The organism is Roseivivax jejudonensis, assembly GCF_900172265.1.
In the GTDB taxonomy this organism is placed as follows: Bacteria; Pseudomonadota; Alphaproteobacteria; order Rhodobacterales; family Rhodobacteraceae; genus Roseivivax; species Roseivivax jejudonensis.
Window position 1 is genome coordinate 336,145 of record NZ_FWFK01000005.1, and the last position, 14,679, is coordinate 350,823.

Consider the following 14,679-nt stretch of genomic DNA (forward strand, 5'->3'; position numbering starts at 1 on the left):
CATCGAACACGGGTGCCGGCATGCGCCGGTTGATCGCGAGCCTGTCGGTCGCCGGCGCCGCCTTGGCCGCGCCAGCGGACGCGGACCGCGGCATCATGCGCACGCTGTCGCCCGACACCGACGATCTCAGCGCCTACCGCTGGGAAAACCGGCCGGTCCTGCTGTTCGCACCGTCGCCCGATGATCCCGAATTCCGGCGTCAGGTCGCCACGCTGGAGGCGGCGCAGCCGGACGTGGAAGATCGCGATATCGTCGTGTTGTCGGACACCGATCCGCAGGCCGGCGGCGCGTTGCGGGCGCGGTTCGCGCCCGACGGCTTTCTATTCGTGCTCGTGGGCAAGGACGGCGGCGTCAAACGCACCGAAACCGCGCCTGTGGCGGCCGCTGACCTTTTCGGGACGATCGACGCGATGCCGATGCGGCGCCGCGAGATGTCGCAGTAGGCGGCATCCGCGGCGCGGCGCTCAGTTCAGCAGACCGGCGTGGCGCAGTCCGAAATCGACCTTTTCGCGCGTCTCGGGCGTGAGCGGCACGAGCGGTGGCCGCACGTCCTCTTCGCAAAGATCGAGCCGCGACATGGCGTACTTGGCGCCGCACAGGCCCGGCTCGGTGAAGATCGCGTGGTGCAGTGGCATCAGCCGATCCTGCAGGTCGAGCGCACGGGCGTAGTCCCCGGACAGGCACGCCTCCTGCACTTCGGCGCATAGCCGCGGCGCGACGTTGGCCGTGACCGAGATCACGCCGATGCCGCCCTGCGCGTTGAAGCCGTGGGCCGTCGCGTCCTCGCCCGAGATCTGCGCGAAGTCGCGGCCGCAGGCGATCCGCTGTGCCGAGACCCGGGCCAGGTCGCCCGTCGCGTCCTTCACGCCGACGATGCGCGGCAGCTTTGACAATTCGCCCATCGTGACAGGCGTCATGTCCACGGCCGACCGGCCCGGAATGTTGTAGATGATGATCGGCAGCGTGCAGCAATCGTGCAGCATTTTGAAATGTGCGTAGAGCCCGGCCTGCGTCGGCTTGTTGTAGTAGGGCGTCACCACCAGCGCGGCGTCGGCACCCACACGCTCGGCATGCATGATGAAGCGCATCGCCTCGGTCGTGTTGTTCGAGCCGGCACCGGCGATCACCGGCAGGCGGCCCGCCGCGGCGGTCACCACTGTCTCGACCACCGCCTCGTGCTCCTCGGCGCTCAGCGTCGGGCTTTCGCCCGTCGTGCCTACGGGAACGATTCCGTGAGTGCCCTGCTCGACATGCCAGTCGACGAGGCGTTTGAGCGTCTCGAAATCCACCGCGCCGTCCTTGAACGGCGTGACGAGGGCGACCATCGACCCCTTGAACATGACACGCTCCTTTTCCAGCCCGATTGCGGGTTGCGTGGCGCCGCCGCCTGTCGCAGACGTGAGTTGTCGGGCGCCCGCTCGTGGATATGCTCCGGGCCGTGTCTATCCTCTCTCGAATGGTGAATTGCAAGCTCATGTCGCGTCTTTGGGCCGCTCTCCTCCTGTCGATCTTCGCTGCCGCTGCGCACGCGCAGGACGCGCGCGGCCTCGGCCGCGCCATGGATCTCGTGCGCAGCGGCGACTGGGCCGGTGCGACCATTGCCGCCCGGGCGGACGGCGCGGTCGCCCGCGACGTTGTCATGTGGCACAAGCTGCGCGACGGCCGGGGCTCCGCCGCGGAGGTCCAGGACTTCATCGCGCGCAATCCCGACTGGCCGGGCCTCGCCTACCTGCGGGAAAAGAGCGAGGAGGCGATCACCGCCGCCTCGCATGCCGACGTGCGCGCGTTCTTCTCCGATTCGCTGCCGCAGACCGGGTCCGGCGCGCTGTCCTACGCCAGGGCGCTGGCGAACGCGGGCGAGCACGGGATGGCCGAGGCCAGCGTCGTGCTGGCCTGGCGCACGCTGGCGCTGTCGTCCGAGGAGATCGCCGCCTTCCTCGCCGATCATGGCGACCTCTTGCTGCCGCATCACGCGGCACGGCTCGACATGGCGCTGTGGGCCGGCTGGACGGTCAACGCGCGCCGCATGCTCGGGCTTGTCGACGACGACCGGCGCAAGCTGGCGGAGGCGCGCCTGGCACTGCAGGAGATGGAAGCCGGGGTCGATACGCGTATCGCCGCGGTCCCCGACTCGCTCGCCGACGATCCGGGTCTCGCGCACGACCGTTTCGAGTGGCGCATGCGCAAGGGGCGCACCGACGATGCCGCGGCCTTCCTGCTCGCGCGATCGACGGACGCCAAGGCGCTGGGCGAGCCGTCGGCCTGGGCGTCGCGCCGGCGAACGCTGGCCCGCGATCTGATGCGCGACGGGGAGTACGACACCGCCTACCGGGTCGCCGCGACCCACTACATGGTGCCCAACGGGGAATACGACTACGCCGACCTCGAATGGCTGTCGGGCTATCTCGCGCTTCGGTTTCTCGACGACCCGGCACTGGCGGCCGAGCATTTCCGGCGGATGCGCGATTCGGTCGCGACGCCGATATCGCTCGGGCGCGCGGGCTACTGGATCGGCCGGGCCGAGGAAGCCGCCGGCAATCCCGACGCGGCGCAGGCGGCCTATGCCTTCGGCGGCCGCTACCAGACCTCGTTCTACGGGCTCCTGGCCGCCGAGGCGGGCGGGATCGCGCCCGACCCGGCGCTCGCGGGCGTGAGCCCCGGCGCGTGGGAAGACGCGGCGTTCACCCGATCGAGCGTGTTCGAGGCGGCAACGCTTCTGCTCGCCGCCGGCGAGGACACCCTCGCCGAGCGATTCTTCACGCACCTGGCCGAGAGCCTCGAGGCCGACGAGATCGCCAAGCTGGGCGCGATGCTCGAGGAGATGGACCGTCCGCATATCCAGGTGATGCTGGGCAAGCGGGCGGCGCAGGCGGGACTGGAGGTGCATGCGCCCTATTACCCGCTGCCGGGCTTCGCCGCGCGCGATTTCCCGGTGCCGACCGAGCTGGTGCTCGCGATCGCGCGGCGCGAATCTGAATTCAATCCCGTTGTCGTCAGCCATGCCGGCGCGCGCGGTCTGATGCAGCTGATGCCGGGCACTGCGCGCGACGTCTCGGGCTGGCTCGGCGAAACCTACTCGGAGTCGCGCCTGACCTCCGATCCGGCCTACAACGCGCGGCTGGGCTCGGCCTACCTCGCCTATCTCGCGCGGAGCTTCGACGGAAACGTCGTCATGATGGCCGCCGGCTACAACGCCGGCCCCGGTCGACCGCGGCAATGGGCCGAGCGCTTCGGCGACTTTCGCCGGGGCGAGATCGACGTCATCGACTTCATCGAGTTCATCCCGTTCCGCGAGACCCAGAACTACGTGATGCGCGTCGCCGAGAGCCTGCCGATCTACCGTGCTCGGCTGGGTCTCGATCCGCATCCGGTGCCGTTCTCGCAGGAACTGACCGGCAGCACGCTGATGGCGCTGGGCGAATAGGCGCGCCGGCGCGCCCGGGCCTGCCGGCGGGAGCGAGGGGCGCGGCCCCTCGCGCTCCCCGGAGTATTTGACCCAAGAAGAAGTGGCGGGATCAGGCGGCCGCGCGGCGGGCGCGCCGCAGCGAGAAGAGGCCGGCCCCGACGATGATCAGTGCGCCGAGCGCCACGTTGAGGCGCAGCGTTTCGTCGAAGACGACGATTCCGAGCGCCGAGGCGAAGACCAGCTGGAGATAGGCGAAGGGCTGCACCGCGCCGACCTCGGCCACCTCGTAGGTCTTGATCAGCGTGAAATGGCCCAGCGCGCCGGTGATGCAGAGCAGCCCCATCAGGACTGAATCGCCGGGCGTCATCGGCTCCCAGAACCAGATGCCGATGGCGGTCGAGACGACGGCGCCCACCGTGCCGGTCCAGAAGAACGAGGTGGCGGCGTCGTCGCGCCGCGCCGCGTAGCGGTTGAGGAGGCCATAGAGCGCGAACATCAGCGCCGCGAGAAGCGGGATCGCGGCGTAGGGCGAGAAGACGCCGCCCGAGGGCCGCAGCACGATCAGCACTCCGACGAAGCCGATGGCGGTCGCGGTCCAGCGCCGCCAGCCCATCGTCTCGCCCAGAACGGGGCCTGCGAGCGCGCCGATCAGGAGCGGGTAGCAGGCGAAGACGGCGTGGCTCTCGACAAGGCCGAGAAAGACGAAGCCAAGCACCATCACCATGATCTCGAGCGCCAGAAGCGCCCCGCGGAAGGCCTGCAGGAGGGGCTGGGTCGTCGCCGCGGCGGCGCGGATGCTGCCGGCCTGGCGGCGCGCGATGGCGATCACGAAGGCGGCGAAGAACCAGTAGCGGATCATCACCACCATCCAGACGCTGTACGCGTCGGCAAGGTGGCGCGAGAGCCCGTCCTGTGCGGCGAAGATGAAGGTCGTCACGATCATCAGGGTGATGCCGAGGCGGGTGTCGTTGCGGGTCATGCTGGAGCCTTCGTGGCGACGGTCATGTGGCGCTTGCGCCCGTGACCGGGGACGCGGGTGACGGCGAAGCCGGCCGCGGCCAGCGCTCGCCGCACGTGGCCGGCGGCGCTGTAGGTGGCGGCGGTGCCACCGGTGGCGGTGTGCCACGCGACCTCGCGGAGCAGCGCGGGCTCCCACAATTCGGGGTTCCGGGCCGGCGCGAAGCCGTCGAGGAACCACGCGTCGGCCTGGCCGTCCCAGTTCGGCAGCGTGGCGCGCGCGTCGCCCGTCACGAGGCGGAACGCGAGATCGGGCAGATCGATCCGGGTCGTGCCGGCGGCCCAGAAAGGCGCGAGCTCGTCCGCGAGGCAAGCGAGTTCGGGGAAGGCGGCCTGCGCCCGGGTCATGTCGCCGGGCGACAGCGGGAAGGCTTCGAAGCTGGTCACGTGAAGGCGGCCGGGGAGGCCGGCGCGGCGCCACGCGTCGAGCGCCGCCAAGAGGTTGAGGCCGGTGCCGAAGCCCAGCTCGGCGATCCGGAAGCCGTCGCGGAACCGCGCCGGCAGGTCGTTGCCGGCGAGGAAGACGTGCCGGGCCTCCGCGAGGCCGTCGTCCAGCGAATAGTACGGGTCGTCGAACCGGCGCGAGACCGGGACGTCGCCGTCGCGCCACAGGGTCTCGGGCTGGTCGCTCATGCTCCAAGCGCTTAGGTCATGGCGCGGCAAAGCAAAAGGGGGCACGCGATGGCGGCAATCGACGTGACGGTGCGCGGGGCGGGAATCTTCGGGCTTTCGGTGGCGTGGGCCTGCGCGCGTCGGGGCGCGTCGGTTCGGGTGATCGATCCGCACGGCGTCGCGGCCGGCGCCTCGGGCGGGATCGTCGGCGCGCTGGCGCCGCACGTGCCCGAGACCTGGAACGAGAAGAAGGCGTTCCAGCTCGACAGCCTGCTGGCGGCTGCCGCGTTCTGGGCCGAGGTGCGCGATGTCGGCGGCGCCGATCCGGGATACGGCCGGCTGGGGCGGTTGCAGCCGGTCGAGGACGACGCAGGCCTGGAGCGGGCGCGGGAGCGCGCCGACGGGGCGGCCGGGCACTGGCGCGCGGCGGCCGAGTGGCGGGTGATCCGGGCCGAGGCCGCCGGAACCTTTGCCCCGGTCACGCCGACCGGCTGGCTGGTACACGACACGCTGAGCGCGCGAATCCACCCGCGGCGGGCCTGCGAGGCGCTGGCCGCGGCGTTGCGCGTGCGTGGCGTGGAGATCGTCGCAGATGCGTGCGAGTCGGGCGCCGTCGTCTGGGCGACGGGATGGCGCGGGCTGTCCGAGATGACCGACGCCGCCGGGCGTCCGGCGGGCGCCGGCGTGAAGGGACAGGCGGCCCTGATACGCCACGACGCCGGCGCGGTGCCGCAGGTTTTTGCCGACGGGCTGCACGTCGTGCCCCACGACGACGGAACGGTGGCGATCGGCTCGACCAGCGAGCGGACGTTCGACGCGCCGGACGCGACCGACGCGCAGGTCGACGATCTCGTGGCACGGGCGGTCAGGGTGCTGCCGGTCCTGGCGGGCGCGGAGATCGTGGCCCGCTGGGCGGGCGTCCGGCCGCGGGCGCGCAGCCGCGCGCCGCTCCTCGGGCCCTGGCCCGGCCGACGGAATCACTTCGTCGCCAATGGCGGGTTCAAGATCGGCTTCGGCATGGCGCCGCGGGTGGGCGACGTCATGGCCGACCTGGTGCTGGAGGCACGGGACGCGATCCCCGTGCCATTCCACGCCGAGGCGGCGCTCGGTCCGGGGTCGGCGCATGGCGTGCGAGGCTGACACACGCGCTTGAGGGCTTGCAGGCATGCACATTCTGTCGTTACCCTGCATAAAATCCGGATGCGGGAGGCGACGGAGAGTTTGCAGGATATTGCAGAGGCATTGCGACTGGCCGTGTCGCTCGTCCTGTCGGGCGACGCCGATCTCGTCGAGATCGTTGTTCTGTCTCTGCGGGTGAGCCTGACGGCGACCGCGGTCGCCTGCGCGATCGGCCTGCCGCTGGGCGCGCTCGTGGCTGTGGCGCGCTTTCCCGGGCGCGGGACGGCTCTTGTCGTGATGAACGCCCTCATGGGTCTGCCGCCGGTCGTGGTCGGGCTGATCGTTTACCTGCATCTGTCGCGCGCCGGGCCGCTCGGCTTTCTCGGTCTGCTCTACACGCCGACCGCGATGATCGTGGCGCAGACGATCCTGATCGCACCGATCGTCGCGGCGTTGTCGCGGCAGGTGCTGGAGGATCTGCACGACGAGTATGCCGCGCAGTTCCGCTCGCTCTGCCTGACGCGGGCGCAGGTGGTGGGCGCGTTGCTGTGGGACGGGCGGTATGCGCTGATGACGGTGGCGCTGGCCGGGTTCGGTCGCGCGGTGGCCGAGGTCGGCGCGGTCATGATCGTCGGTGGCAACATCGATCACCTGACCCGCGTGATGACGACGGCCATCGCGCTCGAGACGTCGAAAGGGGCGTTGCCGATGGCGCTGGCGCTGGGAATCGTCCTGATGGCGCTCGCCCTCGGGGTGAACGCCGCCGTGCACGGGCTGCGTGCGAGCGCGGTGCGGCACGCCTATGTCTGACGCTGCGCTGCCCTTTCTCGGCGGGCGCGCCGGCGCGGCCGCATCGCCGCGGGCGCCGCTCCTGCCGATGCGCGCGCGGGGGCTGACGCTCCGGCGCGGCGGCGTCGCGGTGGTCGACAGGATCGACCTAGATCTCGGGTTGCGCGGCTGCACCGCGATTCTCGGGCCGAACGGCGCCGGCAAGAGCCTTCTGCTGCGCCTCCTGCACGGACTCGAACCGCCTGAGGCCGGCGCCGTCACGTGGAACGGCGCGCCTGCGTCGCGCGAGGTAACGGCGCGCCAGGCGCTCGTCTTCCAGACGCCCGTCCTGTTGCGGCGGTCGGTCGGTGCCAATCTGGACTTCGTGCTTCGGGCGCGACGCCGCGACAGGGGACTGCGCGCCGCGCTGCTGGACCGGGTCGGACTGGGCGACAAGGCTGATCGGCCCGCCCGCCTGCTGTCCGGCGGCGAAAAGCAGCGCCTCGCGCTGGCCCGCGCGCTCGCGACCGGGCCGGACGTGTTGTTCCTCGACGAGCCGACGGCCAGCCTCGATCCCGGATCTGTGCTGATGATCGAACGGATCGTGCGCGAGGAAGCGGAGCGGGGCACGCGCCTCGTGATCGTCACGCACGACGTGGCGCAGGCGCGGCGGCTCGCCGACGACGTCGTGTTCCTGCATCGGGGGCGCGTGATCGAGCACGCGCCGACCGACACCTTCTTTGCCGCTCCGGCGGCTGAGGCGGCCCGCGATTTCCTCGCCGGCCGCATCGTTCTCTGACCAGGAAGTGGATCGTCCCATCATGGCATTTTCTCGCATCGCCCTCGTCTCGACACTCGCGCTCGCCGCCGGAGCGGCGGTCGCGCAATCGGACTCGATCCTCGTGCAGTCGACGACCTCGACGGCCAATTCGGGGCTTTACGATTACCTGCTGCCAGCCTTCGAGTCGGAGAGCGGGATCACCGTCAACGTCGTCGCGGTCGGCACCGGGCAGGCCATCGAGAACGCGCGCAACTGCGACGGCGACGTGCTGCTCGTGCATGCCAAGCCGGCCGAAGAAGCCTTCGTCGCCGATGGCTACGGCACCGCGCGCACAGACCTGATGTACAATGACTTCGTCATCGTCGGGCCGCAGGGCGATCCCGCCGGGATCGCCGGAACCGAGGACGCGCAGGCAGCGCTCAGCGCGATCGCGGAGGCCGAGGCGCCCTTCGCCTCGCGGGGCGACGACAGCGGCACTCACAAGAAGGAACTGTCGCTCTGGTCCGGAACGGAGGTGGATCCGGCGTCCGGATCGGGCGCCTGGTACCGCGAGACCGGGTCGGGGATGGGCGCGACGCTCAACGCCGGCATCGGCATGGGCGCCTACGTCATGACGGATCGCGCCACGTGGATCAGCTTCGAGAACAAGCAGGATTACGAGATCGCTGTCGAGGGCGACGAGGACCTGTTCAACCAGTACGGCGTGATCCCGGTCAGCCCGGAGGCGTGCCCGAGCGTCAACGCGGAGGGGGCGCAGGCCTTTGCCGACTGGTTGGTGTCGGAGGCCGGCCAGGACGCGATCGCCGCCTACGAGGTCGACGGCCAGCAGCTGTTCTTCCCGAACGCGCCGCGCGAGGGCACCGACGGCTGAGGCGGCCTGCGGCGGCGCGTCCCGAGCGGTACCGTGCCGGGTGAAACGAAAAGGGGCGGGCCATCGGCCCGCCCCTTTGCATTTGATCGCCGCTCGAGGTGTCAGAGACCGCGGCGGGCGATCGTTTCGGCAAGCCGGGTGACCGCCGCGCTGCGTGCCGCGGCGATGGTCGCGGCGCCGGCGCCCTCGGGGATCGGCACCTCGATCGAAAACGCGCCGGACTGGTCGCGTCCGCCTGCATCGGGCGCGACGAAGAACTGCCCCGACAGCCGGAACGCCCCTTCCGCGGTCGCCAGCATGTCTTCGAGCCGCACATCCACCTTGGCGGCGGCGTAGTCGCGGAACGGCCAGGGTTCCGGCGCCGCCTGCGCGCCGGTGATCGCCGACAGGTCGCGGGCCAGCTGTAGCGTCATCGCGCGCCCCGGATCGTCGGCCCAGAGCGGGCCGAGCGGGGCCAGTGCGCCGCCCGGCGCCGCGACGTAGATATCCTCGGACGCGGCGTAGGTCGGCAATTGCACCTCGACCACCTCGAGCGTCGGATAGGCCGATGCGACCCGTGCGGTCGGCTGCGACGGCGGGGTCGCGTAGCGGGTATCGCCGGCGCCGCAGGCGGCAAGTGTCGCAAGCGCGCCGGCCGCAATGAGTATCTTGAAGGTCATGTCTTTCACCGTCCCAGGATGAGCGAGTTCGGATTGCGTTCGATGGTGCGCGCCAACCGTTCCACCGCTTCGGCGGCTTCGGTCACCTGCCGGATCGCGGCGCGCGTGTCACGCGTGAAGGGCGCGTCGTCCTCGTAGGTGCCGAGTGTCGCGCCCGCCTGCGTGGCCAGCGTGCGCAGTTGCGCCGACAGGGCGGGAAGCGTCTCGCTCGCGTCGCGGATGGCCTGCGCAGCCCCGCGTGCCGAGGCGAGCGTCGCGTTTGCGTTCTCGACAAGTCCACCCTCGCGCAGTTCGGCCAGCGTCGCGCGCAGATCTTCGAGCGCGGCGTTCAACTCGCCCGGCAGCGCGCGGGTGCTCTCCTGATCGACCAGCGCGTCGGCTGAGTTCACAAGGTCGTTTATGTCGGCGGTCAGCTGGTCGATCGGCACTTCGCCGGCGCGCTCGACGATGCCGCGCGCCTCGTCGACGATCGCCGGAAGGCCGTCGGCCGCCGTCTGCACGTCCTCGACTGCCTGGACGAGCTTGCCCACTGCATCCTGGGTCTCGACTTCGGCGAGGAGGCGGTTGAGCGTCTCGCTGGCGCTTTCGAGCTGCGTCACGAGGCCGCCGACCTGTCCGGGCAGTCCCTGGACCTCCTGGCTCTCTACGACGCCGCGCGCCGCGGCCAGCGTGCCGCGCAGTTCGGCCGGAACCCCCTGCACGTCTTCGCTGCCGACCAGCGTGTCGATCTGAGCGAGAAGCGACTGTGCCGCCCGCAGCAGGTCCGACACCTGGGCCGAGATCTGGTCGAACTGCACGTCGTTGGCCCCGGCGATCACCTCCTCGGTCTGGTCGAGGAGGGCGGGCAAGCGATCCGCCGCCCGTCCGACGGAGGCCACCGCCTCGGTCAGCGTCGCAGCCGTGTTCTGCTCTTCGATGGTGCCGACCACGCTATCGAGCGTGGAGGCGGTCGATTGCAGCTCGGTCAGAAGCGTGGTGACCTCGGCCGGCAGGCCCTGGACGTCCTCGCTCTCGACCACGCCGCGCGCGGAGGACAGAAGGCCGCGCAGTTCCGTCGGCACGCCGCGCACATCCTCGCTGGCGATCAGGGTCTCGGTCTCGCCGACGAGGGTCTGCGCCGCGGCGAGGAGGGTCGAGACTTCCTGCGACAGCTCCTGAAGCGGCACGCCGTTGGCGTTCTCGAGCAGCGCCTCGGCGTCCTCGAGAAGCGTTGGCAGCTCTTCGGCGGCCGTCCCGAGCGTGGAGATCGCCGCGGTCAGTTCGCCGACCGTGTCCTGCTCCTCGATGCGTTCGACCACGCCGTTGAGCGTGTCCGTGGTCCCCTGAAGCTGGGCAATCAACGCCGACACCTGTTCCGGGATGCCCTGGACTTCGTCGCTCTCGGTCAGGCCACGCACCGCCGCAAGGATGCCGCGCAGTTCGGACGGGCTTTCCTGCAGGTCGTCGCTGCCGATCAGGGCGGTGGTCTGGTTCATCAGGTCGATCGCCGACTGCATCACCTCCTCGATCGGCAGGTCCGCGACCCGTTGCAGCGCGCCCTGCGCCGTCGCCGTGACATCGGTGATGTTGGCCGCCGCGGTCGGCAGCTGCGGATAGGGGTCCGCATCCGAATCGAGCGTGCCCGGCGGCGGGGTGTCGACGTCGGCCAGCTCGATCTTGAGCCCGCCGGTCAGGATGGACGCGTTTGTCAGACGCGCGCGCAGCCCGTTATCGATCCGGTTCTCCAGGTAGTCGAAGAGCGTTTCCTGATCGGCGCCTTCCTCCAGCCCGAACCGGCCGGGATTGAGCCTCGCGGTCACCAGCAGGCGCACCTCGTCGTCGCCGAAGCGCTCGGGATCGACGAGACCGGTCAGGCTCGCGACCTCGCCCACGCGGAGACCGCCAAGCTCGATCGCCGCGCCGGCGGACAGGCCCGCGATATTCTCCTCGAACACCATCGTCACGTCCACGGCCTCGCCGTCGCCTTCCACGAGGAAGTCGTCGCGCGCGGTGTCCTCGTCGGGAAAGAGCTCGTACTCGGCCCCGCTCTCGATCGGCTGGCCGCCGGATCCGAGCGTCTCGAACGTCACCCCGCCCGAGATCAGCGAGGCGAAGGAGGTGAAGTTCAGCCGGGCACCCGACGCGCCGAGCGAGAAGGAGAAACCCGAGATGTCCCAGAACCGCGTCTGCGTCGTCACCAGATCGGCGTAGTCGGCGTAGATCACAGCGTCGGCGCGCACCGCCGCGCCGTTGGCGTCGATTTCGGCCGCGTCGACCATGCCGACCTCGACGCCCTTGTAGATGATCGGGGTCTTGGACGTCGGCAGGCTTTCGGGCGAGGTGATGACAAACTCCGTGCCCTCGTCACCCGAGCCGATGAGCGGCGCGCTCGCGAGCCCGTCGAAGTCGCTCCGGAACGCGCCGGGCGTGTTGTCCCACGCGCCCTGCACGTAGACGCCCGAGAGGACGGTATCGAGACCGGAGACGCCGCGTGCGCTGACTTCGGGGCGCACCACCCAGAATCGCGCGTCCTCGTCGATATACTCGGCCATCTCCTGTTCGACCCGGATCGACACCACGACCTGTTCGAGATTGTCGTCGAAGCCGACCTCCTCGACGAGGCCGACGCCGATGTCGCGGTACCGCAACTCGGTCTCGTCCGCGGTGATGCCGGCCGCGTTCTCGAACGCGACCTCGATGAGCGGTCCCTGCCCCGCGTAGTTGTTGTAGGCGGCGGCGAGCGCGATCACGAGCGCGGCGATCGGGATCAGCCAGATGATCGAGACCTTGCTCCAGAGGCTGCGCTTCTCGGGCTCGAGAGGGACCTCGCCCAGCTCGCGGGTGTCGTCGTCGGTCACTGTCAGTCGTCCTTTTTATGTCGTGCGGCGATCCGGCGGGCGCGGGCCTTGTCCCAGATCAAGCGCGAGTCGAAGCTCTGCGCCGAAAGCATCGTGAAGATCACCGAGAGCGCGAAGGTCAGCGCGGCCGGTCCCGGATGGATCGACGCGACCGAGCTGAGCTGTACCAATGCGGAGAGGATCGCCACCACGAAGACGTCGATCATCGACCAGCGACCGATGAACTCGACGATCTCGTAAAGGTGCTGCCGCTTTTCGGGCGGCACACCCGAGCCGCGGCGCGCAGTGACGGCAAGGAACGCGATGGCGATGAACTTGCCGACCGGGATGAGTACGCTGGCGATGAGGATGATCGCGGCGATCCCGTAGGAGCCGTGGTTCGCGATTTCGACCGCGCCGCCGACGATGGTGCTCGCCGACTCGTGGGTCAGGGTGTCGGTCACCAGCATCGGGTAGATGTTCGCCGGAATGTAGCAGGTCATGCCAGCGATCCACCACGCCCAGACCCGCTGGATGCTGCCCGCGTCGCGCGACATCAGCCGCGAACCGCAGCGCTCGCAGCGGTCATGGTCGGGCGTCCAGACGCGCGCGCAGTTGCGGCAGGCAACGAGGCCGGCCTCGCGCGCGGTCAGTCGCGGGGCGTTTCGAGCGATTTCCATACGGACCAGGTGCAGAGGTAGTTGTCGTTGAACAGGACGATCACGACGAGGGCCGAGAACATCCAGAAGGCGGGGCCGAAGCCGATCTGCGCGAGATCGGCGACCTTGACCAGCGCCACGGCGCAGCCGATCGCAAAGATCTCGGCCATCGCCCAGGGCTTGAGGTCCTGGCTCCAGCGGAAGAAGCGCCGGGCCTGCGGCCATGGCGGGCGGTCGAACACCACCGGGGTCAGCACGTAGAGGATCAGGATCATCCGGATCAGCGGCACGATCACGATCATGAAAAGTGTTGCGAGGCCGAGAATGGCCATCGGCCCGGACGAGAACGCTGTCGCCGTGTCGATGATCGACGCGCGGTTGCCGAGGCCGAGCCGGTGGATCTCGAGGAACGGAAAGAACACCGCCGAGATCACGAGGATCAGAACCGCGACGGTCAGGGCGATGATCCGCAGGCCTGCACGTCGTTTTGGCGCGATCAGCACCGTGTGACACCGGTCGCATACGGCGCGGCCGCCCGTCTCCGGCATGCGCGCGACATAGAGCGCATCGCACGACGGACAGGCGATCAGGTCTTCGAGCGGGCGACCGAGCGCGGTCGCGCCGGCTGTCACTTCCGTCATCGGCAGCGTTCCTCCAGCATCACGCGAGTTTTGGTAGTCTTGGCGCGAATGTCCACCCGACAGGCCAGATCGCAAGCGCCTCGAGGCATGCGAACCTGTCGTGAAAGCACTGCTACCGACCATGCACGCATCCAGCGCCCGCGCGGTTTCGCCGCGGGCGCGCGTGCCTGTATCGCGCGCGACAAGGCGGGCGCTGTATCGCGTGGGACATGGCGGGCGCGGCGCCCCCTGCCGCTGTCAGAGCGTGACAACTTGCCCTGTTTCGGCCGCACGCTGTGCGGCAAGGCCCATCGCGACGGCCTTCGCGCCGTCGGCCAGCGTCACCTCGACGTCGCCCGCGCCCTGCAGCACGCGCAGGAACCGCTGATGCTGGTAGAAGGTGGAGCCGTTGTGATCGCCCGCCTCCAGCAGATCCGGGTCCACCGGCACGTCGAGCGCCTGTTCGCCCTTGGGGTTGCGCGGGCTCAGGATGACCTGCGGCACCGGTGCGGGACCGAGCGCCTCGGGCCAGAACCGCGTGGGGCCAGGCACCAACGCCTCGATCTTGCCGGCCGGGCCCATCGCGCTCAGGTGCTCCTGGTAGCGGGCGCCCTCGGCGAACATGCACAGTTCCAGCATCGCGCGCTGGCCGCCGTCGAAATCCACGATGACGAAGGCATTGTCCCAGATGTCGGGCTGGCGCCCGTCGTACTCCTCGGCGCGGTGGTTCACGTCGGCGCCGCCAGAAGCCGACACGCGCACCGGCTCGGCGCGCAGGATCAGGCGCATCAGATCGAAGAAGTGGCAGCATTTCTCGACGAGCGTGCCGCCTGACGTGGCGTTGAACCGGTTCCAGGCGCCGACCTTGTCGAGAAACGGAAAGCGGTGTTCGCGCAAGCTCAGCATGCGGATGCCGCCGGTGGCGGCGTCCGCGCGGTCGACCATCATCGCGATCGGTGGCATGTAGCGGTATTCCATCGCCACCCAGACCGGCGCCGGGTAGTTGCGAGCCAGGCGTGCGACCCTCTCGGCCTGCTCCGATGTGGTGAACAGTGGCTTTTCCACCATCATCGGAAGCGGCCGACGCGCCGCGATCGCCTCCATCTGATCGACATGCACGTGGTTGGGGGATGCGATCAGCAGGCAATCGAGCGCCGACTGGTCCAGAACCGCTTCGACGGAGTCGACGAATATGGCCTCCGGGGCGAGGGCGCGGGCGGCCTCGGCCATCACCGGGTCGGGTTCGTAGATCGCGGCGACGCGCGCGTCGCCAAGAAGGCGGATGTTGCGGATGTGCTCCTGGCCCATCATGCCCGCGCCGATGATGCCGTAGTTGATCATTCCTGCCTCG

Annotated in this window: 14 protein-coding genes; 6 read left to right on the top strand and 8 right to left on the bottom strand. The window is 69.8% G+C overall.

The features are described from left to right. The first annotated feature begins 20 nt into the window (after positions 1-20). Entirely contained in the window at positions 21-443 is a 423-nt protein-coding gene (locus tag ROJ8625_RS15205; protein ID WP_085792740.1) for a DUF4174 domain-containing protein, read from the top strand. 21 nt (positions 444-464) lie between these two features. Here ROJ8625_RS15205 and dapA read toward each other — a convergent pair whose 3' ends face one another. Next, on the bottom strand, positions 465-1,340 hold the full coding sequence (gene dapA / locus ROJ8625_RS15210) for a 4-hydroxy-tetrahydrodipicolinate synthase (protein ID WP_085792741.1): 876 nt from the start codon (positions 1,338-1,340) through the stop codon (positions 465-467). Positions 1,341-1,474: 134 nt separating this feature from the next. On the opposite strand from dapA, the gene ROJ8625_RS15215 reads away from it, so the two are divergent. Continuing rightward, positions 1,475-3,424 carry a transglycosylase SLT domain-containing protein gene (locus ROJ8625_RS15215; RefSeq protein ID WP_085792839.1) on the top strand — a complete coding sequence of 650 codons (1,950 nt, stop codon included), beginning with the start codon at positions 1,475-1,477 and terminating at the stop codon, positions 3,422-3,424. A 91-nt stretch (positions 3,425-3,515) separates the two neighbouring features. Here ROJ8625_RS15215 and ROJ8625_RS15220 read toward each other — a convergent pair whose 3' ends face one another. Together ROJ8625_RS15220 and mnmC2 are read right to left on the bottom strand one after the other, a co-directional pair. Beyond that, a complete protein-coding gene (locus tag ROJ8625_RS15220) occupies positions 3,516-4,385 on the bottom strand; it encodes a DMT family transporter (protein ID WP_085792742.1) in 870 nt (289 codons plus the stop codon). Continuing rightward, positions 4,382-5,056 (bottom strand): tRNA (5-methylaminomethyl-2-thiouridine)(34)-methyltransferase MnmC2, encoded by a 675-nt coding sequence (gene mnmC2 / locus ROJ8625_RS15225; protein ID WP_085792743.1) that lies wholly within the window; start codon positions 5,054-5,056, stop codon positions 4,382-4,384. The genes ROJ8625_RS15220 and mnmC2 overlap by 4 nt, the downstream gene beginning before the upstream one ends. A 48-nt stretch (positions 5,057-5,104) precedes the next feature. Here mnmC2 and ROJ8625_RS15230 point away from each other — a divergent pair, with 48 nt between their 5' ends. The 4 genes from ROJ8625_RS15230 (at position 5,105) to ROJ8625_RS15245 (ending at position 8,574) form a co-directional block, all read left to right on the top strand. Further along, complete coding sequence (locus ROJ8625_RS15230; RefSeq protein ID WP_085792744.1) at positions 5,105-6,175, top strand: NAD(P)/FAD-dependent oxidoreductase; 1,071 nt, start codon at positions 5,105-5,107, stop codon at positions 6,173-6,175. 81 nt (positions 6,176-6,256) lie between these two features. Further along, on the top strand, positions 6,257-6,964 hold the full coding sequence (locus tag ROJ8625_RS15235; protein WP_085792745.1) for an ABC transporter permease: 708 nt from the start codon (positions 6,257-6,259) through the stop codon (positions 6,962-6,964). Between the two features lie 67 nt (positions 6,965-7,031). Continuing rightward, the gene (locus ROJ8625_RS15240; protein ID WP_143535146.1) at positions 7,032-7,721 is read left to right on the top strand and encodes an ATP-binding cassette domain-containing protein; all 690 of its coding nucleotides are present in this window, start codon (positions 7,032-7,034) and stop codon (positions 7,719-7,721) included. 22 nt (positions 7,722-7,743) lie between these two features. Next, a complete protein-coding gene (locus ROJ8625_RS15245) occupies positions 7,744-8,574 on the top strand; it encodes an ABC transporter substrate-binding protein (RefSeq protein ID WP_085792747.1) in 831 nt (276 codons plus the stop codon). Between the two features lie 101 nt (positions 8,575-8,675). Here the strand turns inward: ROJ8625_RS15245 and ROJ8625_RS15250 are convergent, their stop codons facing one another. The 5 genes from ROJ8625_RS15250 to ROJ8625_RS15270 all read right to left on the bottom strand — a co-directional run bounded on the left by ROJ8625_RS15250 (position 8,676) and on the right by ROJ8625_RS15270 (position 14,669). Further along, complete coding sequence (locus ROJ8625_RS15250; protein WP_085792748.1) at positions 8,676-9,233, bottom strand: PqiC family protein; 558 nt, start codon at positions 9,231-9,233, stop codon at positions 8,676-8,678. A 5-nt stretch (positions 9,234-9,238) separates the two neighbouring features. Continuing rightward, positions 9,239-12,070, bottom strand: a complete 2,832-nt coding sequence (locus tag ROJ8625_RS15255; protein WP_085792749.1) for an MlaD family protein — start codon at positions 12,068-12,070, stop codon at positions 9,239-9,241. Between the two features lie 2 nt (positions 12,071-12,072). Then, the gene (locus ROJ8625_RS15260; RefSeq protein ID WP_085792750.1) at positions 12,073-12,729 is read right to left on the bottom strand and encodes a paraquat-inducible protein A; all 657 of its coding nucleotides are present in this window, start codon (positions 12,727-12,729) and stop codon (positions 12,073-12,075) included. Further along, positions 12,699-13,349 carry a paraquat-inducible protein A gene (locus ROJ8625_RS15265; RefSeq protein WP_085792751.1) on the bottom strand — a complete coding sequence of 217 codons (651 nt, stop codon included), beginning with the start codon at positions 13,347-13,349 and terminating at the stop codon, positions 12,699-12,701. The genes ROJ8625_RS15260 and ROJ8625_RS15265 overlap by 31 nt, the downstream gene beginning before the upstream one ends. A gap of 237 nt (positions 13,350-13,586) precedes the next feature. After that, positions 13,587-14,669 (bottom strand): Gfo/Idh/MocA family protein, encoded by a 1,083-nt coding sequence (locus ROJ8625_RS15270; RefSeq protein ID WP_085792752.1) that lies wholly within the window; start codon positions 14,667-14,669, stop codon positions 13,587-13,589. Positions 14,670-14,679: the final 10 nt, after the last annotated feature.